This window comes from Leptothoe spongobia TAU-MAC 1115 (assembly GCF_018739885.1).
GTDB classification, from domain to species: Bacteria; Cyanobacteriota; Cyanobacteriia; order Phormidesmidales; family Phormidesmidaceae; genus Leptothoe; species Leptothoe spongobia.
The window spans coordinates 18,540-42,175 of record NZ_JADOES010000045.1 but is presented as its reverse complement, the minus strand read 5'-3'; the positions used below and the strand labels follow the sequence as shown (position 1 = coordinate 42,175).

General features: G+C 48.4%; 17 protein-coding genes. 15 read left to right on the top strand and 2 right to left on the bottom strand.

The window, feature by feature from the left end; all coding sequences use genetic code 11:
* Positions 1-186 precede the first annotated feature (186 nt).
* The gene (locus tag IXB50_RS18490) at positions 187-1,323 is read left to right on the top strand and encodes a THUMP domain-containing class I SAM-dependent RNA methyltransferase (RefSeq protein WP_215610472.1); all 1,137 of its coding nucleotides are present in this window, start codon (positions 187-189) and stop codon (positions 1,321-1,323) included.
* A 393-nt stretch (positions 1,324-1,716) separates the two neighbouring features.
* On the opposite strand, the gene IXB50_RS18485 is transcribed toward IXB50_RS18490, so the two are convergent.
* Positions 1,717-2,688 (bottom strand): endonuclease/exonuclease/phosphatase family protein, encoded by a 972-nt coding sequence (locus IXB50_RS18485; RefSeq protein WP_215610471.1) that lies wholly within the window; start codon positions 2,686-2,688, stop codon positions 1,717-1,719.
* Between the two features lie 83 nt (positions 2,689-2,771).
* Here IXB50_RS18485 and IXB50_RS18480 point away from each other — a divergent pair, with 83 nt between their 5' ends.
* The 3 genes from IXB50_RS18480 to IXB50_RS18470 all read left to right on the top strand — a co-directional run bounded on the left by IXB50_RS18480 (position 2,772) and on the right by IXB50_RS18470 (position 8,076).
* A complete protein-coding gene (locus IXB50_RS18480; RefSeq protein ID WP_216867697.1) occupies positions 2,772-3,719 on the top strand; it encodes a glycosyltransferase family 2 protein in 948 nt (315 codons plus the stop codon).
* A 103-nt stretch (positions 3,720-3,822) separates the two neighbouring features.
* Positions 3,823-7,374 carry an AAA-like domain-containing protein gene (locus IXB50_RS18475; protein ID WP_215610470.1) on the top strand — a complete coding sequence of 1,184 codons (3,552 nt, stop codon included), beginning with the start codon at positions 3,823-3,825 and terminating at the stop codon, positions 7,372-7,374.
* 315 nt (positions 7,375-7,689) lie between these two features.
* Positions 7,690-8,076 (top strand): PleD family two-component system response regulator, encoded by a 387-nt coding sequence (locus tag IXB50_RS18470; protein WP_215610469.1) that lies wholly within the window; start codon positions 7,690-7,692, stop codon positions 8,074-8,076.
* On the opposite strand, the gene IXB50_RS18465 is transcribed toward IXB50_RS18470, so the two are convergent.
* Positions 8,044-9,402 (bottom strand): AAA-like domain-containing protein, encoded by a 1,359-nt coding sequence (locus IXB50_RS18465; protein ID WP_215610468.1) that lies wholly within the window; start codon positions 9,400-9,402, stop codon positions 8,044-8,046. The two genes, IXB50_RS18470 and IXB50_RS18465, sit on opposite strands and share 33 nt — an antisense overlap.
* A 265-nt stretch (positions 9,403-9,667) precedes the next feature.
* Between IXB50_RS18465 and IXB50_RS18460 the strand changes: the two genes are divergently transcribed.
* From IXB50_RS18460 to IXB50_RS18410, 11 genes are all read left to right on the top strand, one after another.
* Positions 9,668-10,825, top strand: a complete 1,158-nt coding sequence (locus tag IXB50_RS18460; protein ID WP_246564690.1) for a PQQ-dependent sugar dehydrogenase — start codon at positions 9,668-9,670, stop codon at positions 10,823-10,825.
* A gap of 583 nt (positions 10,826-11,408) precedes the next feature.
* Positions 11,409-12,434 (top strand): glycosyltransferase family 2 protein, encoded by a 1,026-nt coding sequence (locus IXB50_RS18455; RefSeq protein ID WP_326520835.1) that lies wholly within the window; start codon positions 11,409-11,411, stop codon positions 12,432-12,434.
* Positions 12,435-12,498: 64 nt separating this feature from the next.
* Entirely contained in the window at positions 12,499-13,728 is a 1,230-nt protein-coding gene (locus IXB50_RS18450; RefSeq protein ID WP_246564689.1) for a DegT/DnrJ/EryC1/StrS family aminotransferase, read from the top strand.
* Between the two features lie 143 nt (positions 13,729-13,871).
* A complete protein-coding gene (locus tag IXB50_RS18445; RefSeq protein ID WP_215610465.1) occupies positions 13,872-14,936 on the top strand; it encodes a Gfo/Idh/MocA family protein in 1,065 nt (354 codons plus the stop codon).
* Positions 14,937-14,945: 9 nt separating this feature from the next.
* Positions 14,946-15,611: an acyltransferase gene (locus IXB50_RS18440; RefSeq protein WP_215610464.1), complete on the top strand. Its 666-nt coding sequence runs from the start codon at positions 14,946-14,948 to the stop codon at positions 15,609-15,611.
* Positions 15,608-17,041, top strand: coding sequence for an NAD(P)/FAD-dependent oxidoreductase (locus IXB50_RS18435; protein WP_215610463.1), 1,434 nt, complete (start codon positions 15,608-15,610; stop codon positions 17,039-17,041). The genes IXB50_RS18440 and IXB50_RS18435 overlap by 4 nt, the downstream gene beginning before the upstream one ends.
* A gap of 56 nt (positions 17,042-17,097) precedes the next feature.
* Positions 17,098-18,096 (top strand): polysaccharide deacetylase family protein, encoded by a 999-nt coding sequence (locus IXB50_RS18430; RefSeq protein WP_215610462.1) that lies wholly within the window; start codon positions 17,098-17,100, stop codon positions 18,094-18,096.
* A 96-nt stretch (positions 18,097-18,192) separates the two neighbouring features.
* A complete protein-coding gene (locus IXB50_RS18425) occupies positions 18,193-19,224 on the top strand; it encodes a lysylphosphatidylglycerol synthase transmembrane domain-containing protein (RefSeq protein ID WP_215610461.1) in 1,032 nt (343 codons plus the stop codon).
* A gap of 65 nt (positions 19,225-19,289) precedes the next feature.
* The gene (locus IXB50_RS18420; protein ID WP_215610460.1) at positions 19,290-20,879 is read left to right on the top strand and encodes an ArnT family glycosyltransferase; all 1,590 of its coding nucleotides are present in this window, start codon (positions 19,290-19,292) and stop codon (positions 20,877-20,879) included.
* 60 nt (positions 20,880-20,939) lie between these two features.
* A complete protein-coding gene (locus IXB50_RS18415; protein WP_215610459.1) occupies positions 20,940-22,913 on the top strand; it encodes an ATP-binding protein in 1,974 nt (657 codons plus the stop codon).
* 61 nt (positions 22,914-22,974) lie between these two features.
* The gene (locus IXB50_RS18410) at positions 22,975-23,634 is read left to right on the top strand and encodes a response regulator transcription factor (protein WP_215610458.1); all 660 of its coding nucleotides are present in this window, start codon (positions 22,975-22,977) and stop codon (positions 23,632-23,634) included.
* The last annotated feature ends 2 nt before the right edge of the window (positions 23,635-23,636 follow it).

Below are 23,636 nucleotides of genomic sequence, written 5' to 3'. Positions count from 1 at the left end.
CATTACTTGGCGGGGATAGGGGTCTGAGCTCTAGTGTACTATTCGCTATTCTCTTATATTTTCTAGCGAACCATGAGTACTAGGTTCACATTTAGGAGTTTGGCTACAGATACTAATTTTTGCATTTGCAACTAAGCCTTTGTAAGGCATGATTGTGGGGCTTTCTTAGGAGTCTATGGCCTTTTTATGTTCCAATGCTTTGCTACTGTCGCTCGTGGTCTGGAAGAACTAGCTGCAACTGAGCTTGAACAGCTGGGTGCAGACGGAGTGGAGCCTGGGTTCTGTGGTGTAGGGTTTCGGTGCGATCGCAAACATCTCTACACCATCAACCTATGGACAAGACTATCCTTTCGTATACTAGTCACCCTGGCCCATGTCCCCTGTCGCGATAGCGATGCCCTCTATCGCGGCATCCAGAGCATTGACTGGGAGCAATATCTATCCCCAGAGCAAACATTTGCGGTGAAGGCCACCGGCAAGAACGATCACCTTAACCACAGTCATTTCACCGCCCTGCAGGTAAAAAACGCCATCGTCGATCAGCAGCAGGATCGATTTGGCGAACGTTCCGATATAGACACAGAAATTCCTGACGTGCAGGTCAACGTTCATATCAAGGACAACAAAGCCACGGTTAGCTTAGATAGTTCTGGCAGTAGTCTCCACCGTCGTGGCTATCGACCCGCCATGGGCACCGCACCCCTAAAGGAATCTCTGGCCGCCGCCCTGGTACAACTAACGGAATGGTCCGGTAATGTGGCATTTCTCGACCCCATGTGTGGCTCGGGAACCCTGCCGATTGAGGCGTGTTTAAACGCACTAAATATTGCCCCTGGGCTATTTCGCGAGGGCACCAGTCAAGGATTTGGCTTTCAAACCTGGCCTGACTATGATCAGGCCCTTTGGCAGAACGTGGTAGCGGCGGCAAAGAACCGACAGCAGAGTGAGTTAGGGGTACCCGTGGTGGGTTGCGATCTCGATCTAGATATTCTCACCAATGCCCGTACCAATGCCGACAACAGCGGTGTCGATGAACACATCGAATTTAACTACACCGACTTTGCCGACATTGAACCCCCTGCCGACAGCGGCATTCTCATCTGCAATCCACCCTACGGAGAACGCCTGGGCCACACCGAAAACCTCGCCCCGTTTTACAAACTCATGGGGGATATTCTCAAACAGCGCTTCAAAGGTTGGACCGCCTATATTTTGAGCGGTAACAAAGCCTTAACCAAATGCATTGGTCTGAGAACAGCCAGAAAAATACCTATTTATAACGGGTCTATTCCCTGTCAGTTTTTAAAGTATGAAATGTACTAAAAGATAATGAACAACTAGTCATAAACTTCACATATTGAGTTGTTCAAAAAGACAAAAAAAATCCTTAGCCCAATGGGCTAAGGACGTTATCAGGGTGCATCTACCAATTAGAACTACGGGAAATAGAACCTGTTTCAGGACATTTAATCGGTTTATCTAAAAAGACAAAAAAAATCCCTAGCCCGATGGGCTAAGGATTTTATCAGGGTGCATCTACCAATTAGAACTACGGGAAATGGACCCTATTTCAGGATATTCTTGAACGATATTTGAAAAACCCCATATCTTCAGGCTATCAACCTTGACTCCAAAGGGTTCATCTTGTGGGGAGTGTACCTGGTGCTAACCCTGCAAAGGCAAGGGTGACTAGCCAGGATTTCAGAAATCAATACATCAAGTACGATGGCTCAGAGTCACTGTCAGTGGCAGATGGTCGGAACCCACATAGGGGCCAATGGTCCGCTGCTGGGTGATTAGATCAGGGCTATATAAACAATGGTCAATGGCAATTTGAAACAAAATAGGTAAATTGCCTGGCCACGTCATCTGCCAAATCCAGCCTTGCTGAGAATTCTTTAAATTTCCACGAACCATCATTTTCCGGACTCGCTGCGACCATCCAGTAGAGTTAAAGTCACCAATAATAACGACCGATTTATCAGCATCTATCTGTCTACGACTCCAGTCGGCAACAGATTGAAATTCGATGTTTTGAAATTTTGATGCACCGGCATTACCAGGGCGGGTAATATGCACACTCATGAGACTCACAATGGTCTCACCCAAACGCACATCAACCGTGAGTAAAGGTCGCTGCGAATAATTAGGCACCTGAATAATCTGCTTTTGAACAATCTCTAAAGACGAGTCTAACGGCACGAACATGGCGCTGCCATGGGAGTTGGTTTTGGGTTCAGCAGCCACTAGCCGATAGTGGTTTAGCTGCTCGACAATTATCGGCAATGTTGTTGGCGTGATCTCCTGGAAAAAGACAATATCAACAACCTGGCTATCAACGTAATCAATCACTTCGGTGGGTTGACGATTCTGATGATCAATATTGGCATGCAAAATCGTCAGGCTCGGTCCTGTCAAAGAACTGTCTACGACTCCCTGCGTGGGCCATGCCAGTGACAAAATCAGGGCACTGTTTAGAGCTAGGGGAACTAACCACACCAGGCTCCATCTCTGCTGCTGCCATAGACCCATCAGCAAAGGAATCAACAGCAGCCAACAGTACTGCCATCGGAAATGATCCAATAGTTCAAACTGCCACCATAGGCTACCGGCCAACCCACAAAATGTCGCCAGGGTGATGGTCAGACCCAAAATAATGCTGAAAAGATTTAAGGCAATATGGCCCATAGTGCTAGATTCTTTCCCGAAAATGAAAGACTCATCCTGGTATTTGGCACAATAGCTGAGAGCGATTATAAAGGCCACAGACTATGGATTTAGAAACGATATCGTTCAGTATTGTGATTACCACCTATAACCGGGTGGAGCTATTGAAACGTGCGATCGCAACCGCCCTAAACCAAACCGTCCCCTGTCAGGTGATCGTCGTGGACAACGCTTCCACCGATGGTACCCAGGCCTATGTGGAAAGCCTGGGAGACCAAGTGCTCTACCATCGCAATCCCACCAATGCCAACCATTCAGGCGCTGTCAATGCAGGGGTGGAGCGCGCCACGGGTACCTGGATCAAACTGGTGGATGACGACGACTACCTCGCCCCCATCTGTATCGAAGCAATGACTGCAGCCATTAAGCAGCGACCGGAGGCCGTCATTTGCTCCTGTCAGGCTGCCCAGGTCAATGGCGAGGGCCAGGAACTAAGTCGCACCCCCATTATCGGACCAGGCCAGGTATTTTATATTCCCCAAGTCGACATCCACTACGGCATGTTCCTGGAGGTGGTCCCCTTTGGCACCCCCATTCAAGTAGCGGTAAGGCGTGACGCCTTTCTCAAATCAGGCGGATGGGATCTCACCATGACTGGATTTGACGACATTGATTCCTGGATCCGTGTAGCGAACTATGGGGACGCCCTCTTTATTAATAAATGCCTCACCTATCGCACCGTATGGCCCGGCGGCTACGACCAAAAAATCACCCTGCAGCGTCGCCTCGATACTAATATCCTGATTAAGGAGCGCATCTATCAACACGTCAGCCCCAAGCATCAAGACAAATTGCCTACATTACAGACCATTCGTCAGTACCTCAGCCTGCACTGGATGATGGTCGCCCTCAAGCAAAAGCAGCTTTCCAGTGCCCTCACCTTTGGTTTTCCAGCCATATTTTCACCCAAAGCCTGGCAGCTACTTCAGCAAGCTATCAGGTTCCGTCAACAAAAGGCTACCCCTCCCATTAACAAATTAGTCCTTGAATAACACCCAAGTTTTTCCACAAGAAATATACTTGGGTAGGCAATACTGAACCCACAAAACTCCTTCTCTGCCAACGCCCACCTGCCCCACTCACCCCCAATCCCCCATGAACACCACCACCCTATCTCTTTACCAAGTTGGCGGTAGTCTTCATGCCCAAGCCCCCACTTATATCAAGCGCCAGGCCGATGACCACCTATACGAAAGTCTAGGACGAGGAGAGTTTTGCTATGTGTTCAACACTCGGCAGATTGGTAAGTCGAGCCTGCGGGTTAGAACAAAACATCGTCTTGAACAGGATGGTGTGTGTTGTGCAGCCATTGACCTGACCAATCTAGGGAGTGATAACGTCACGACAGAAACCTGGTACATGGGGATTGCCGCAGAACTATGGCGCAGCCTGCGACTAAACGGTAACTTTCAGCAATGGTGGGAACAAGGGGATAGCCTCTCTGCTGTACATCGCCTAGAGCGATTTATGAAGGATATAGTACTGCGGCAGTTAGAGGCTGAACGGATTGTTATTTTTATCGATGAAATTGACAGTGTACTGGCCCTACCCTTTGCCGCTGATGACCTGTTTACCCTGATTCGATACTGTTACAACCAGCGCGTGGATAATCCGCAGTATCGTCGGCTAAGTTTTGCGTTATTTGGGGTGGCCACTCCCACTGACCTCTGTCAAAATCCCAACCGCACTCCTTTTAATATTGGCACAGCCATAGAACTCAGTGGATTCAACCTCGAAGAGGCGATGCCCCTAAGCCGTTGGCTCTCACCCATAGTTAGTAATCCGGTAGAAACATTGGGTTACATTTTGTCTTGGACCAACGGTCAACCCTTTCTGACCCAGAAACTCTGCCAGATGGTGGTTAATCGATTGTCCCCACGGACAGAGGTCTATGTTGAGCAGCCGTGGGTGGATGGTTTGGTGCGATCGCAGCTAATCAAAAATTGGGAATCCCAGGATGAGCCCCCCCATCTCAGAATTATCCAGGAACGACTGCTATCACGGCCTAAACTCATTAGCCGACTGTTGGGCCGCTATAAAAAACTGTTGTCAGGCCAATCGCTCTCCCTCGAAGACAATCACTTACGAGAAGAGTTGTTATTGTCAGGATTAGTGGTTAAACAATCCAGTCATCTCGATGTTCGTAATCGTCTTTATCGAGAAGTTTTTAATGAGTCCTGGATCGACTATCAGCTGGCGCGTTTACGCCCCTATTCCCAAGCCTTTGAAGCCTGGATAAACTCTGGCCAACGAGATCGTTCACGATTGTTGCGAGGACAGTCCCTGGTTGAGGCCCAGGCTTGGGCTAAAGACCAACAGCTAAGTGATTTAGATTATAAATTTTTAGCAGACAGTGGGGCCATTGATCGGCAAGAGGTACAACAAGCCTTAGAGTCTGAACGGCTCAAAGAGCTTGAAGCCCGCTTGGAAGCCCAACAACGAAATGTCACATTACAACGCTTTTTGTTAATTGGTATGGGAGTGGCCTTTCTCAGCATTACCAGTATTGCTATGCTAGCTTACCGCCAATCGCGGCAGACCATGTTGACACGGCAAGACAACCAAAACAATCAGGCACTTTCCGCTAGTTACTACTCCGACGCCCTCTTTAATCGAGACAATCGTCTTCAGTCACTTTTAGAAGCCGTGCGCGCAGCTCAGCAACTACAGCGACTGTCAGTTCCTCAACCTAATGTCAAACAACAGGTCGAGCAAACACTCCGGCGGACCCTCCAGAGTATTACCGAAGCCAACCAGCTGCGCGGCCATCGGGCTCCCGTTTATGGCATCACCTTTAGTCCCGATGGCCAATATTTAGCCTCAGCTAGTTGGGATAATACCCTTAAACTCTGGCATGCCGATGGACAGCCCATTACTACCCTCAGTGGTCACACCAATGCAATTTGGGATGTTGCCTTTAGTCCCGATAGTGAGTATCTAGTCTCTGCCAGCGCCGACACCACTGCCAAAATCTGGCCCATTCGCTATGACAACGATATCCCCACTGTGGTGGCCCCGCCATTGACGCTGAAGGGGCATGAGGGACGAGTAAATGCCGTGGATGTATCCCTAGATAGTCAAACCCTGGTAACAGCAGGAGAAGATGGCCATCTAAAGCTGTGGGATAGGACAGGGGAAATATTGTTAGATATCCCAGCCCATCAGGTCAGTGTTACCCAAGCAGTGATCAGTCCCGATGGATTGACACTGGTAACAGCGAGTGAAGATAAAACCATCAAAATCTGGGATGCTACCAGCGGCAGCTTATTAAAAGAACTTAAGGGACACCAGGCTACAGTCAACGGTTTGGCCTTTAATCCCAGCGGCAGCATACTGGCCTCAACCAGTGATGATCAAACGATCAAACTTTGGCAACTAAGGCCCGATGAAAATAGTTTTGATGATGACAACAGTAGTCCTAACCGTTCTGGAGAGCCCAAAACAATTACGTTAGAAGGGCATCAGGATCGAGTTTGGAACGTTAAATTTAGCCCCGATGGTCGCCAGTTGGCATCGACCAGTTGGGATAATACGGTGAAACTGTGGACCAGTAGCGGTACCCTAGTAACCACCTTAAAAGGTCACGATGCAGGTACCTGGAGTGTAGATTTTAGCCCTGATGGCAATGTATTGGCCTCTAGCAGTGATGATGCCACTGTGCGACTATGGCGCTTAGATAAAATTCCGCAGACACTCCATGGCTACGAAGGTCCTGTCACCGGCCTGGCCCTCAACCAACAAACTGTAGCTGCAGGTAGTTGGGATACAACAATTCGTCTTTGGAATTGGCAGGGCAACCTGCAGTCAGTATTACAAGATCACACAGACCGAGTACGCCAGGTAGCCTTTAGTCCCGATGGACAATCGTTAGCCTCTGCCAGCTGGGATCAAACCGTTAAACTATGGCGACCTGAAGGTAACCTACTGCAAACATTTCGGGGCCATCGAGATCGAGTTTGGGGAGTGGCCTTTAGCCCTGAGGGACAGGAAATTGCCTCGGCCAGCTGGGATCAAACTATCAAGATCTGGCATCCAAACGGTGAGCTGCTGCGCACTCTGCGGGGTCATCGCGATCGGGTATATGGTATTGCCTACAGTCCTGACGGTCAGCACTTAGTATCAGCCGGATGGGATCACACCATCAAGCTCTGGAATCGAAAAGGTGAATTGCAAAAAAGCATCCACGGTCATCGGGCTCCTGTGTGGGGGGTAGCGGTTAGTCCAGATAGCCAGATGATTGCGTCTGCCAGTGCCGACCACACGATCAAGATTTGGACCATCTCAGGGCGCTTTGTGGCCACGCTAAGCGGTCATCAGGCCAGGGTCCATGGGGTAGTATTTAGCCCAGATGGTCAGCTTATAGCATCAAGTAGTTACGATCGCACTGTACGTATTTGGCGACAGAACGGTACCCTAGTAACGACGCTCTATGGTCACAATGGTCCCACCTGGGGAGTTGCCTTTAGTCCTGACGGTCAAACTCTAATTTCTAGCGGCCATGATCGCAGAATTATTCTATGGGACTGGCAGGATAGCCGCAGCTTTGAGCAGCTGCTAGAAGATGGCTGCCGCTGGTTAGACAACTACCTTGCCAACGGGGAGAATCTATCTGATGCCGATCGCCAGCTATGTAGTGGGGGTATCTAGTGCGACTGTTAGGATATTCTTTTAAATTACTTTTTTCACCTTACACAATTTCGGTGTTTTCCCTTAAATTGCTTTCATAGCGAGCTAGTCCATCGGGTATCGGTTGACTTGTAGGCCAGTTGCATCTGAGGCTGCAGTCAGAAAGATCATAATAGTTGTCATCGTTGCTGAGCAAAGACTTAAATGGGTACTTTTGCTCACCAGTTGTCGTTTTTACTCTTTTAATTCTTTTGTTTTTCAAATGGCTTTATGGCCACACTTTTGACGCCGTATCGTTACTGCCACGCGATTTGAAGGATTACAGGAGATGAGGTTATGAAGGCTATTGCAATCGTTGGAAATACTGATCAGTCTCAAACGCTACTTGCTGATTTGTTGCACTGGCATGGGTTGTCTGCATTTCAAGTGGATGAAGGAAAGGCCTTACTGCCTTTATTAAGCTTTATTTCACCTGAACTAATTGTTATTGAATCTTCAGGTTGGGTAGACGCAGAGGTCATTTGCTCACGTATTAAGCGTAGTCCTGTACTCAAACATGTTCCTGTGATTATCTGTGCAGACCGGGCGGATACTGTTGGCCATGCTGATGCCTATGTAAGTTCTCCTTACACCGCTGAAGAAGTGTTTGCCAATGTTCAGGCTCTACGTCCTATGTTTAAGCCCCTATCATCAGACAGCGTAGTCGCTCGACTCGACTCCTAAGCGGCCACCAAAGTACTGCCTGTAAAGATTACAGCTAGCAGTTGCTGTATTTCCCACTAAGGTGACCAGACCCATACTCTCCAAACGATAGGCGGCCATGGGTTCTAATTCGGTAGCGGTATCTTGTTCAATCACTCGATAAAATGTTCTGGCTAGAGTGGGTTCTGCTTCAAAGATAGCCAGATAACTACGCAGATGATCGCTGTAGATACCACTCTGTTGAGGCGCTTCGTTGATCAATCGAGTGAGATCCATCTTATGTACGCTGAGGTTATAGAGCGCTAGATGAACCAAATAGGGATGACCTTCTACTAAGGTATGGAGGGAAGTTAATCCCTGATCCCAAGGTATGTGGTAGCGCTGGGCTAGCTGTTTGGTTTGTTCTAGAGTAAAAGCAGGCAATCGCAGAGGTAGCCCTACATTAAATGGAGACTGATGGATCTGTAGTGGAATGTAAGCTTCTGTCGCATAGGCAACAAGCAATCTGAGATACCCCCACTCTGTGAGATTTTTGGCTTCTTCATGCCACACTCGTAACATGGGCAAGAATTCTTGAGCCATTACAGGATGCTCAAACACGGCTTGAAGATCATCAATCACCAAGAGCAAGGGTTGATGTAGCGGATTTAAAACACTGCTCTGCATGTAGTTGGTACAGCTGACTTTGCTACCTAGATCAATGTTCCAAACATCATCTAGTTGAGCCGTTAGCTTTAACTGTTGAGCAATATTGGCGCAAAACCACCGTAAGAATTTATCAAAGTTGGCTAAAACTCCTGCATCGGCCTGACGGAAGTTAAGTCGAACTATTTTAAAGTTAAGTTTTTGAGCCTGGGCGACGAGGCGATTAACCAGGGAAGTTTTCCCCCATCGTTCTGGTGCACGAATTCTTAGCAACGCTCCCGGCTTTAATAATTCACCCATGGCCTGGTTTTCCACAGGAGGTCGTTCAATATAGAGGGAACTGCCTAAGGGGAGAGGGCTACCAGGAAACGTAGTGTCTGAACTATCGGCACCGGGCCACCAGGGATCGGGGGTGGCAGGCTGATGTAGCTGATAGGCTTGCTGCCGGAGCACCGCGTGGATATTTTTTTTGGTGACACGTTCCCCCAAAACCTGGGATATTTTCTGCCAGAGACGAGAACCTGTGACCCTTACATAATCAGCATCATAGCCCTCGCTAGCTGCAATTTGCGCATAGGTCGAACCCTGCCAACATCGTCTAAAAACGACCTCTTGGATAGCCGTTAATCGATACGGTGAAAGCAGTTTATCAACGAGTGTAATGGCATCTTCAGGAGACATGGGGCCACCACCGTCAACCATAGGTATAGAAAAACACTATCAGTGGACGTACCTCCTACTAACCCTTGGACACTAGGAAGCCACTAATATATCAGGCCATTTGCGTTCTGTTTTGTAATTCAATGTGTATTTTTGATTCGGATTTTTGCCAAAACGTTGCTGAGAAAGCATTTTAGAATTGATTACTATCCATAGGTCTATCTTTATATCTCCCATCTGTTACAAAAAACTACAGACTCAGATGTGAACAAGGTTTAATAGTTCCATGCCGCTGTAGGACATGCTTATGATCGGTCGTTTTAATCGCCTGTGGGGGTGCCTGGGTGCAGCTGCGTTGATTGCCACCACAGCTTGTCAACCATTGCTATCCAGTGTCTCCGATGGCACAAACCAGGAATATCAGGTTCGTGCCATCGCATCAGGCCTGGATCATCCCTGGAGTATGGCCTGGCTCCCCGATGGCAGCCTATTAATTACTGAACGTCCCGGCAGTCTAAGCCATTGGCAAAATGACCAGCTAATACCCATCAGTGGAGTTCCCCCTGTACTAGCCCAGGGTCAAGGGGGCCTATTAGATGTAGCCATCCATCCTCAGTTTGCTGAAAATCGCTGGGTTTACTTTACCTATGCAGCAGGTAACCCAAATGCCAATCATACTCAGGTAGCACGAGCCCAATTAGAGGGGAATGCCCTCAGCAACTGGGAAATAATTTTTTCTGTGTCCCCTCAAAAACAAGGTACACAGCATTTTGGGTCACGGCTGCTGTGGCTGCCCGATGGGACCCTGTTGATATCCATTGGCGACGGCGGTAATCCACCGTTGGAGTTAGAAGGAGCCTTGATCCGTCAGCAGGCCCAGAAAACGGATAGTAACCTGGGCAAAGTAATTCGTCTCAATGCCGATGGCTCAGTCCCCGTTAATAATCCAGTCATTGCTGAGCAGGGAGTGTCGGCCCTGTGGACCTATGGACACCGCAATATTCAAGGACTGGCCTACGATGCGGTCAATCAGCAAGTATGGGCCACTGAGCATGGGGCTCGGGGGGGGGATGAACTCAATCTTCTAACGTCTGGAAAGAACTACGGTTGGCCCTTAGTTAGTCATAGTCGGGAATATCATGTGGACCGGCTTGTCAGTCAGATCCAGTCTCAGCCCGGTATGGTTGACCCATCGATTGTTTGGACCCCATCCATTGCCCCATCGGGATTGGCCGTTTACAGCGGTAATACATTCCCCGAATGGCAAGGAAATCTGTTTGCCGGGGCCTTAGTTAATCAAGAAATTCGTCGTATTCGAGTCACACCCGATGGCAATGCCATTGAAACAGAAGCTATCCCCATCGGACAACGGGTACGGGATATTCGCCAAGGTCCAGATGGAAATCTCTATGTATTGACAGATGAGGATAACGGTCAATTATTGGTGATTGAACCGAAGAACTGACCTAACAACATAAAGCAATCGCCTAAAACATCTGAAGCAGTTGATACCGTCCGTTAGCATCTATTCACTGGCAATTGCACATTCCGGTAATTGCACAAACCTAATGTCAGACAGCTTTATGAAGTCTTTGAATAACTATGAAATCCTCTTTCATAGTTAGCAGTTGTTGTCCTTAATAGTCAACAAAATTTAACACTGCCACCAGGTTTCATTACTCAGGACGCTTTCAGATTTCCCGGTTCTTTTTCATTTCATTTTAAGGAACTTACAGAGGGCTGAGTGAGACATGCTACTAAGCGGGGAAAAATGCTAAGCGCTTTTTGTAAGCCTTCTATTGAAGGTTTGTCAATGAGCCGAAGGATTTATAGGCCCCCTGGGAAGCTGTCCTTAGAATGAGCCGAAGGATTTATAGGTCCCCCTGGGAAGCTGTCCTTAGCCTGTTTGGGGTAATTAAAGTTACCCGTTGAATCGCATTAGAGAAGTGATGAGCTCAACTGTTCGAATATCTCAGAGTCCTGCTCAGTGGCCTGTCGATCCATATCAACATGAGAGACTCTCTGATCACTCATCGGAGAGACCTTTTGTGTCTGTTGTGGTACCAGCTTATAACGAGGCTGCTATTCTTGAAGACAATCTCAACATACTCTGTGACTATCTCCATACGATAGAAACACAGTACTCTTGGGAAATTGTATTGGTTAACGATGGTAGTCGTGACAACACAGGGTCACTTGCTGAACTGGCTGCCCAGCAACATCCCGGTATTAACGTTGTGCATCACCGTGTGAATCAAGGTCTGGGGCAGGCCCTCAAAACGGGGTTTGAGCATTGTCGTGGCCAGTATATCGTCACGCTAGATTTAGACCTGAGCTATGCCCCCGAGCACATTGAACAGTTACTTCAAAAGATCCAGGCAACTCAAGCTAAGGTCGTGGTAATTTCTCCCTATATGCCAGGGGGAAAAGTTTCCAATGTGCCTTGGTCACGGCTAATGTTGAGTGTGTGGGCAAATCGTTTCTTGTCCCTGGCAGCAAAACGAGATACAGCTACATTAACGGGCATGGTGAGGGCTTATGAAGCCTCGTTTATCAAGTCGTTGAGCTTTCGTTCAACTGGGATGGACGTTAATCCTGAGATTCTTTACAAGGCCCGCATGCTTAAGGTGCCGATTGTAGAGATTCCAGGCCACCTTTGCTGGCGCAATCATAGTCGACCACACACACGCAAAGCGGCAAAACCAGCTCGTCGTAAATCCAGCATGAAGATTTTACGACATAGCTGGTCGGTAGTTTTTTACGGGTTTATTTTCCGGCCCGTTATGTTTTTCGTACTACCGGGACTGATGCTATCCCTGGGGGCGGCCTATGTGTTTGCCCATATTGGCGTGCATTGCCTAGAAGCTTATGGTTCGCTGCCCCCTGGAACTGGGTTTTCTGAGTTGATCTCCTACACCTTTGTTGAATATCCCCATGATTATTTTCTAGGGATGATCACGCTAATTTTAGCGTTCCAGTTTTTGAGCCTGGGGTTATTGGCCATGCAGATGAAACATTACTTCGAGGAGAGTTTCTTTTTGGGAACTCAAATCAATAAATCTAATCGCTCTTAAAGCCAGAGATTTAGATTGTCTTACTCAAACGATGTAAAGAGATAAATTAAGGAGCTTAAAAACTATGGTTGGTATGATGCCTAAGCCGACTCAAATGCAACTGCCCTCAGACCAAAACTCATCGGGGAGAACATTAGGAGCAGAGGAAATACAGTTGCTGACAGAGGCCATCAATAGTGGCACTTTGACTAGCACCAAAGGTACCTTTGTCAAAGCTCTAGAAAAAGAGTTTGCCGAAATGTTTGGGGTTAAGTATGCCTACGCTTGTGCCTCTGGTTCAGCAGCGGTCCATACGGCTGTAGCAGCCATCGATCCTGAACCAGGTGATGAGATCATCACTACCTCCGTTACTGATATGGGAGCGCTGGCCCCAATCCTGTATCAGAGTGCAGTGCCGGTGTTTGCAGATATCGATCCAGTCACCTGGAATGTGACAGCTGAGACCATTGAAAAATGCATTAGTTCTCGCACTAAAGCCATCATGGTTACTCACCTGTTTGGCAATCCCTGTGAGATGGATAAAATTATGGCCCTAGCTAAGGCTCATAACATTCCGGTGATCGAAGACACCGCGCAGGCATTTCTAGCGACCCACCGTGATCAAATTGTTGGCACCATTGGCGACATCGGCTGCTACAGCATGCAGCAAGGTAAGCACATTACCACTGGTGAAGGCGGCATTGTGGTCACTAACAATGAGGCTCTAGCTCGCCGCATGTATTTATTTATTAACAAGGCCTGGGGCTATGGCGATCCCAAGCCTGACCATTATTTCTTGGCTCCCAACTACCGCTTGACCGAGCTTCAAGGTGCAGTAGCATCAGCCCAGCTACCGAAGCTAAAAGGCGTTGTTGAAAAGCGCCGTCAGCTAGCCAACAACTTGACCAGTCAGCTGCAGGGTCTATCCGGGGTAACCCCCCCTCACCATGAAACCCATAACACCCATGTGTACTGGAAGTACTGTCTTAGCGTAGATGCTGCGGTTATTCCTGATGGGGCAGTTGGGTTGGCCAAATGGCTCAAGGAAAATCGTGGTATTTTCTCGGCCCCTCGCTACATCCAAAAGCCCGCTTTCTGCTGTGAGATTTTCCGCGATCAGCGCACCTTTGGCAACTCTCGTTTCCCCTTTAGTGTTGCTCGTCCTGAAGCAGTTGACTATGACAAAACTAAGTTTCCTGGTACCTATGACGGTCTAGAGCGAGTGCTAGTACTGCCTTGGAATGAAGGCTACACCCAGGAGCATGTGGACTACATTGCTCAATCAATTAAGGATGAGATCGCAGCGCTTCAGTAATTAAGAGAGTTTTGAGTTTTGACGTCTTAATTTTAAGTCAGCTGAGCGTTTGCCCAGGCCCTTGCTAAACGCCCATCACCTCAAAACTCAAAACTCAAAATTTTCACAACAATGACTTTCTTGATCTTTTACGGAATTTTTCTATGACAATTCAGCCGGTAAAGTTTGGTTTGATTGGAGCTGGAGCCATTGCCCAGACTCACGCTCAATCCTTTGAGCATGTAGAGATTGCCACCTTGGTCGGTGTGGCCGATATTCGTCCTGAAGCTGCTCAGGCCATGGCTGAAAGTGCTGGTTGTGCCAGCTATACCTCCTATGAAGCCATGGCTGAGGCTCAAGAGCTAGATGCGGTCATTATCTGTACTCCACCCATTACTCACCCCGAGATTGTTCTTTACTTCCTCAATCGCGGTGTTAACGTCCTATGCGAAAAGCCCCTCAGTATTGATTTAGAAAATGCTCAAAAGATGTACGCAGCAGCACAACAGAATAATGTGCTGCTGACCATGGCATCTAAGTTCCGCTATGTAGACGACATGGTGAAGGCCAAAAGTCTACTGCAGTCTGGCATCCTAGGCGATATTGTATTGTGCGAGAACGCCTTTACCGCCCGTGTAGACATGGGTAATCGCTGGAATGCGAATCCAGCCGTCAGCGGTGGCGGTGTACTGATTGATAACGGCACCCACTCCGTTGATATCATGCGCTACTTCCTCGGCCCCTTGACCGAGGTCCAGGCAGTTGAAGGTAAGCGGATCCAAGGATTGTCCGTTGAAGATACAGCCCGGATCTTTGTTAAAAGCGCTCAGGGTGTGATGGGTAACATTGACCTATCCTGGAGTATCAACAAAGAACTCGATTATTTCTTGCGGATTTACGGCTCCCACGGTACCGTATCCATCGGTTGGAAAGAGTCCAAGTATCGTCAGTCTTCTAGTCGCGACTGGGTTATCTTTGGTAGCGGCTACAACAAGTTGGAATCCTTTAAAAATCAGTTGACTAACGTTGCCCGTGCCATCCGAGGTGAGGAAGAGCTGCGAATTAAGGCTGAAGATGCGATCGCATCCGTCGAAGTGATCAACGCTGCCTATGAGTCCCTCAACCAGAGCCGCTGGACCAGCGTGAGTACCCTGAGCGAGACCCTGGCGCTCTATGCCCATGGAGACACCAGTGGCAATGGCAAACAACTAGCGACAGGTATCGCCTAGGAGTTCACTATGAGCGTACGGATACACCCCACCGCCATGGTGGAAGAGAATGTCACCTTAGGTGATGGGACCTCGGTGTGGGACAACGCCCACATCCGCCATGGAGCCAGCTTGGGAGAGCAGTGCATCGTCGGTGGCAAGGCCTATATTGCCTACGATGTGATGATTGGTAACCGAGTCAAGATCAACGCCTTTGCCTATATCTGTAATGCCGTCACCATTGAGGATGGCGTCATGATTAGTGCTGGAACGATCTTTACCAACGACCGCTTTCCCCGAGCCACCACACCGGATTTACTCGCCCCCTATCCTTCTGCCCCCGATGAGCATACCCTGCCAACGTTGGTGAGAGCAGGGGCCACCATTGGCGCACGCTGTGTGATTGGCAACGACCTTGAAATTGGTCGCTTTGCTATGGTGGGCATGGGGTCAGTCGTAACCAAGTCAGTCCCAGACTTTCACTTGGTCTATGGCAGTCCGGCCCGATCGGTGGGGGGTGTCTGTCGCTGTGGTCAGCCCCTGGGTCGCTTTACTGAGCTGTCTGACGAGGCAATGGTGAAATGTAGCACTTGCGATCGCTCGTATCACTTTTACCACCAAACAATCACCGAGTTAGTTACGGGTCAAGCTCCCCAGCCTTCCGTTCCCAAAACGTCTATCGAATCCTCAGTATGACTGATCCTTCTTCCCAGCATTGGCCTCCTAAAGAACAGGCTCCCAAGACTTGGGGGCCCAAGTCTTGGGCCATTGTCGGTGGGGGCATGCTTGGCCTCACCCTAGCCCATCGCCTAGCCCAAGCCGGACAGCAGGTTACCCTATACGAAGCGGCCCCAGAATTAGGGGGGCTAGCATCAGCCTGGCATCTGGGAGATGTGATATGGGACCGGCATTATCATGTCACATTGCTATCGGACCTGCGGATGCGGGGCATTTTACAAGAGCTGGGTCTAGAGCAAGACATGCAGTGGGAGATTACCAAAACGGGTGTCTATGCTGATAGTCAACTGTATTCGGTATCCAACGCCATTGAGTTTCTCAAATTTCCTCCCCTGGGGCTGCTAGACAAGATTCGGCTGGCAATTACCATTCTCTACGGTGCCCGCATCAACAATTGGCGCAGATTAGAGCAGATCCCAGTCACCCAGTGGCTAGGGCGCTGGTCCGGGAAACGTACCCTGAATAAGTTTTGGAAACCCCTGCTCCGAGCAAAGTTGGGCGAAAACTATCGGATTGCCTCCGCTGCCTTTATCTGGGCGACCATTGCCCGGCTCTATGCCGCCCGACGAAACGGCCTTAAGGAAGAACGATTTGGCTACTTGAAAGGTGGCTATCGTCGTCTGCTCGAAACGTTTGGAGATCGTCTCAAAGCAGAAGGTGTAGAAATTTTAACGGGTGCACGGGTGGAACAAGTGCGCCGCAGCAAAGAGTCTGACCAGTTGCAAATCGTGCAATCTCGTTTGGATGACCAAGGCAATCAATCGGTGGATGTGCGTAAATTTGATCAAGTCGTGGTCACCACAGCAGCTCCCATTGCAGCTAAAATTTGCCATGGTCTCAATCAAGATGAACTAGCTCGGCTATTTAATATCCAGTACCAGGGTATTGTTTGTGCGTCGCTGTTGTTAAAGCGCCCGCTTTCGCCCTACTACGTTACCAACATCACCGATGATGCTCCATTTACCGGAGTGATTGAGATGACGGCCCTGGTCGATCCAGCAGAATTAAACGGCCATCATCTGATCTATTTGCCAAAGTATGTACCGGCAGAAGATGACACTTTAAAACTCTCCGATGAATTTATCAAAGAAGAGTTTCTTAGCGGCTTAGAAGCCATGTATCCAGACTTTAAGCGGGATCAGGTATCAGCCTTTCAAATCTCTCGGGTAAAGTATGTCATGGCCTTATCCACCCTCAATTACTCCACCCAGCTACCGCCGGTTCATACGTCAGTGCCCGGTTTGCACATTCTCAACTCTGCCCATATTGTCAACGGCACCTTAAATGTCAACGACACCATTCAGCTGGCAGAACGTCACATAGGCTCTTTGCTAGCAGAGGCCAATCAAGGCACTAAGCTACGACACACATCTGACATAGGTCTGTAGCAGCCTGCTAACGACCTAAAAAGCCAATTCATATGCCTATCAGTATGTAACCTAATATGAGCAATCCCCAATCAAAACCTCTAGCAAGTCTCTCTCTGGATCTGGACAATCAATGGTCCTATATGAAGATCCATGGCGATCCGGGGTGGGAGAATTTTCCATCTTATTTGGATACTGTTGTGCCCCGGTTCTTATCGTTTTTAGACGATCTTGAACTCAAGATTACGGTCTTTATCGTCGGTCAGGACGCAGCCCTCACCAAAAATCAAAAAGCCTTAAGGTCCATTGCATTAGCCGGACATGAGATCGGCAACCATTCGTTTAATCACGAGTCCTGGCTACATCTCTACAGTCCTGAAGAGATTGAAAACGAACTGGCCATGGCAGAAGACCATCTAGAAAAAGCCACTGGACAGCGCCCTAAAGGCTTTCGTGGACCTGGCTTTAGTCTGTCTAAGTCAGTGTTAACTATTTTGGCCCATCGGGGTTATCAGTACGACGCCTCAACATTTCCCACCTTTTTGGGGCCATTGGCACGGGCTTATTACTTTATGACCACCAAGCTCACACCTGAGGAAAAAGAACAGCGTAAGGCATTGTTTGGGGGGGTAAAAGATGGCTTTCAACCCTTAAAACGCTACCAGTGGCTGCTGTCCAATCATCGGCTGGTCGAGATTCCAGTAACGACCATGCCCCTCTTCAAGGTGCCGATTCACTTTAGCTACATTCTCTATCTAGCCTGTTTTTCTCCACCGATTGCCCTACTATACTTCCGTATTGCCCTTTTACTCTGTCGACTGACTCGGACAGAGCCTTCGCTACTGCTCCATCCCCTAGATTTTCTCGATCTAAACGATGTACCAGAGCTAGGCTTCTTCCCAGCCATGAAACTACCTGCAGGTAAAAAACAACAGATTTTGCGTCGGGCCCTCACCATGATGAAAAATCAGTTTAATGTTGTGCCCATGGGCATACATGCTCAGGCCAAAGGTCGACAAAACGGCAAGCAAAGCAAGAATCCTAAATTTGGTATGCCGATCATTGAAATGGGTTAAGAGAATTTTGCAGATGCCATAGCCGTTTCCCAATTCGGCACTAATGTACAGACGTTCCATGGAACGTCTCTTCAACCCAAAACTGCCCCTTTCCCTATGTCCCCTAAACGCTGGCTTAGTTTTATTGGTCTTTTCCTCGCCGTTGTCTTGATGATGTGGGCATGGCGGGATGTCAGTTGGACACATCTGGGGCAGACTCTACAACAGATTCACCTGGGGTGGATTGTGCTGGCAACCTTGACCTTTTTGGCAGCATTTGTGATTCGAGCCCATCGATGGGGGCTGCTATTGCCAGGAATCGAAGTTTCGTTTGGCATACGTGTGGCGGCGGTATTTATTGGGTTTGCGGGTAACTGCGTATTGCCAGCTAATGCCGGAGAGTTAGTACGAGTAGGCGTACTTAAACGTCGAGCAGCAGTACCAGTTGCGATCGCACTCGGCAGTATTGTCAGTGCCAGATTATTAGATGCGGCTATCGCCCTACTGTTTCTAGTCGGGCCGCTATTGTGGCTACCGCAACTCCAAGTCAACAATCTAGCCATTGTTGCCCTGGGTCTGGGTGTGGTGATTATCTACGCTAGTTTTTGGTTAGCGGCCAATGCACCCAAACGGATCGAAACCTGGGTTGAGTGGATCCTCATACACCTTGGTTTACAAAAACGGGTGACCACCATACAGCCCATGGTTCGCAATTTGCTCCAGGGCTTTGCCGTGCTCAAGTCTCCCAAGGCCCTAGGCCTGGCTTTACTAGACACCTTAGCCGTATGGCTGCTCTCAGGTATTTCCTTTTGGGTTGTCTTAAAAGCATTCGACCTGACCACACCGGGCTTTATTGGAGCCTTATTTATCCAAAGCATGGAAGCGTTAGCCGTGGTTATACCGTCCACCCCCGGACACCTTGGTGCGTTTGAAGCCGCTGTCCGATTTGCCCTTGGCCTATATGGCATCCAAGGTGATAGTGCCATTGGCTATACCCTGGTGATGCGCCTGATTATGTATGGCAGTCTGAGTGTGGTGGGTGGATTATTTGCCCTGGGTCTGGGTTTAAGTAATGGGCATAACCCGATCAATGACACCCCGGAGACAAGACTATCGAAGACAGACAGTCTGATGCCACCTGACGTTTAGCCCCTCCTCCGACAAAATATCCATCGACCTACCTATATTTAGGCAATTTCTCTAGAGCGCATCCCATGGTGACACCATCTCCAAAGACAGTGACAACGACACCACCCCAGCAAACCATCAACCATTGGAAACTGTTGGCCGGTATTTTGGCACTGGGTCTCTTATTGAGACTGTGTGTCCTCCCCTTTTCCCACACCACTGAGCCAGATGCCATGTCGCGCATATTGATCGGGTGGGAGTGGTTGCAAACACCAAATACTGGGTTACAAAGTGCTGTCTGGCTCCCCTTACACACCTATGTGCTGGGAATTATTTTTAAGATAATTCCCGAGTATTACTACACACCCACACTACTCAATATTCTGTTTGCGGTGCTGACAGCCATTCCCCTGTATTGGTTTAGCTATCGAGAATTTGGGCAAAAGAGTGGGGTGGCTGCTGGAGTGATCGTAGCGACGGCCTTTATGGTCTACCCCCTAGCATTTCGCAATAGCCTGATGGCGTTATCAGATACGCCTTTTGCACTGTTGCTAGCGGCATCACTACCGCTCCTTTCTTATGCTCGTGCTAAGAATGGCACCCTGTGGCAAGCAGCATTAGCGGGTGCTTTTATCACCCTGGGAGCAGGCATTCGTTATGAAGGTTGGGTGCTAATCCCCTTTATGGCAGCAGTTCTATGGCGCTATCCAAAACGGTTATTAGCATTTGGGGCTGTAGCTATGGTCGTGCCCACCCTATGGATGATTGGCTGTGCGATCACCCATGGCGATCCACTCTATAGCTTTAACTACCAAACCCATGACACCGCAGCCACCTTATCAGGTCGTGGTGGTATTTCCCTACTCAAACGCTTTGTAAGACTGATCTTTTTCCCAGGTGTGATGGGATTTGGCCTATCGTTTCCTGTCTTAGGATTAAGCCTTTGGGGCGTTGTCATTGCCCTACGGAAAAGGAGTAGCCAACTCATCTGGCTGGTACCTTTTTTGGGACTATCTTTAATTCTTTCTTACAAATCAGTAGAAGGAACTATGAATCTGCAGCCCCGCTATGCTATCCCCATTGGCATGCTACTCCTGCCGTTCATGGTACTAGGGCTAGAACAAATCCCCCAACAAAAGCGAAAATTAGTCACCGTGGCAGCCCTGGTATTAATGCTGCCATTCTCCTACGTTCTGCATTTATTTCGTCCTGCTTTAAATCTACTTTTGTCAGATACTCGTATGGTCAAACGAGAAAGCCCGGCTTCATTGATAGAGGCTGTACCCCGTCTTTCACCAGGAACATTGGAGTTTTCTAAGCAAATCAACCAAGCCTTAGACTATGACACCGATAGATTAATCATGCTGGGCTATGGTGATGATATTACGTACCTGACGATGCATGCGGTTAAGCTGACCCTGGACCGCGTATGTACGTTAGAAGATTACACCTTAGATAACGAAGTCTTTCGCCAGCGATGTTATCAGCTATTTGCACAATCACAGCAGGGAGTATTAGCCATCCATAAACCAAACTGGCCGACTGACATGGTCTCCAAACCCGTTGAGCAGGTTGCCCAATTAGGGAATGATCAACAGCTGTTGCTAACTGTCGTCGATGAAACTGAGGACTCGGTTATCTATCGTTTTAGGGTTGTTGAGTCATCTGACAGCTAGGGAAAACTGATAGCGGGCCAATGTGAGACGAAGCATCGGCCTGCTATTACCGTTAATCCTATGCAGCATCTCTTAATTGTTGAAGACGACCAGGGAAAACGAGCGGTAAACTTACACGCGGACTCTGGCTCTATTGGTCGTGATATTCGTAACTCTATTGTCTTACATTCCAAGGAAGTCTCTCGTCAGCATGCAATTTTATTGCGAGTGACCCGGCCTGGGGCAGCAGACTATGGATTTCGGATCATTGACGGCAATCTGCAGGGTAAACCTAGCACGAACGGCCTATTTATCAATGGTCGGCGCTGTAACTCCCACAATTTGCGTCACGGAGATGAAGTCGTATTTGGGGCTAACGTTAAGGCACGTTATCACACCGCTGCAGAAAATGTCGAATGGCTGTTGTCGGGCAGTGACGAAGCTGACAAGTACATGGCGACTCTAATCGCAGCCCCCGTAGGACCTCTTATTGCTGAATCCGACGGCTTACAGGAAACCGCTGTGGCGCGTCTCGCGTCGTTCCCAGAACTGTTTTCTCACCCAATTATTGAGATATCTCTTACTGGCGAGCTGACTTATCTTAATCCCGCAGCCGTCAGTCAGTTTCCGACAATCCACATGGCGAAATTAAATCATCCTATTTTGGATGGGGTGATCGATACGGTGCAAGCCCATGAAAAACAACGCTTTGTGCGTACCATAGCAGTGGGCGAACAAATTTTTGAACAGGCATTTCACTATATCCCCCAAAGCGATCTCATTCGCTGTTATCTGGTAGACATTACGGATCGCAAGCGAGCAGAATCTGAGCTGCAGGCCCTTCACGATGGCTTGGAAACACAGGTCAAGGAACGGACCACCCAGGTACTAGCAACAACAGAGCGGCTAAAACAGGAACAAAAGGCACTGCAATCTAGCTATGCCACTAATCGTGCTCTGCTCAATGCCATTCCAGATCCGATGTTTCGGATCAGGGGTGATGGTCAGTTTGTTAACTACAGCGAACCCAAACAACATACCCTGCCATTCAGGCCCGCTGAGTGTCTGCATCAAAATTTAACAGCGGTTCTGCCAGCGTCAGTGGCCAATGCTATGCAACAGCGCATTGAACAGGTACTCAAAACGGGAGAAATTGAAATCCTTGAATTTCAGATTGAAAATGATGCGGGCCTTCTCTATTTTGAAGCCCGTATCGTCAACAGTGACTCCAAGGAAGTGATTGTCATCATTCGCGATATTACCGAGCGCAAACGAGTGGAGACTGAAATTCGCAATACCCTGGAGCGGGAACGGGAGCTCAATGAGATGAAAACTCGGTTTGTGTCGATGACGTCTCACGAGTTTCGAACACCACTGACAACAATTCTGTCATCAGCTGAGCTATTAGAACACTACGGCGAACAGTGGGACACCGCCAAACAACATCAATACCTCCAGAAAGTGAAAACAGCAGCCACCCATATGACTGAGTTGCTTAATGATGTACTCCTGATCAATAAGGTGGAAGCTGGGCGCATGGAGTTTAATCCACAGCCACTATTGCTCAACGAATTTTGCCAAGAAATTATTGAAGAGTTGCAGATTACGACGGCTCGACATAAATTAACGTTGCGATCGCAGCTCTCCGATATCCCCCATCAAATCGACCGCAAACTCATGCGCCATATCCTGACTAACTTACTGGCCAATGCCATCAACTATTCCCCCAGCGGCGGTGAGGTATTAGTAGGACTAGAATCCACAGAGAAGCAAATTGAGCTATGGGTTCAGGACTACGGCATCGGCATTCCCCAAGCAGCTTGCTCCACCCTGTTTGATTCATTCGTGCGCGGTCCCAACGTCGGCACCATTTCAGGGACGGGGCTGGGACTGGCTATCATCAAAAAATCCGTAGAACTTCACCAGGGGCAAATTACCTTTGAAAGCACCGTTGGTGAAGGCACCACCTTTAGAATCACCCTACCTCAGATGGACGGGAAACTCCCATACCATGGTGAAGCACATCTTTGCTCGGGAACTCTATTAAAAACCTAGAGGCTTCTGCATCTACCCAATATATCCATCAAACTGAAATATTGCATTTGCCAAAAAAAATATGGTCAAAATTTTAGTGATCGAAGACGAGGTAGAAATTCGTTCAAACCTTATAGAACTTCTTGAGTTAGAAGACTATGACGTGGTGGGAGCAGACAATGGCGTCACCGGATTGATTGGGGCTGTGGAACATACACCAGACTTGATTATCTGTGATGTGATGATGCCTGAACTGGATGGCTATGATGTATTGCAAGCCCTACGTCAAGATCCTAAGACCCTGGCAATTCCATTTATTTTTCTGACTGCATTAGCCGATAAAGGGGATATTCGTCGGGGCATGGTGTTAGGGGCAGACGACTATTTAACCAAGCCATTCGCCCGCTCAGATGTCCTAACTGCAGTGGAAACCCGTCTACAAAAACAAGCAGCCTCAAAATCTCGGGCAAATCATGCCCAAATCACCGCATTACAACAAGAGATTCAAAAATTTCGCGCAGGTCTTGACAACAATCAAGCCGATTTATTTACAGACATGCGCCAACATCTAAAAGACGCTGTCGTAAAACTAGACATTGTCACTAATATCTTAAAAACGTTACCCCCTGGCGAACAGCGCGAACGCAGTATCGCCCTTGTTCAAAATGTTTGTGCTACAGAGATTAAGATGCTGGCAAAAATACCCAATTTTGAATATTTGTTGGAAACAACATCGGCATAATG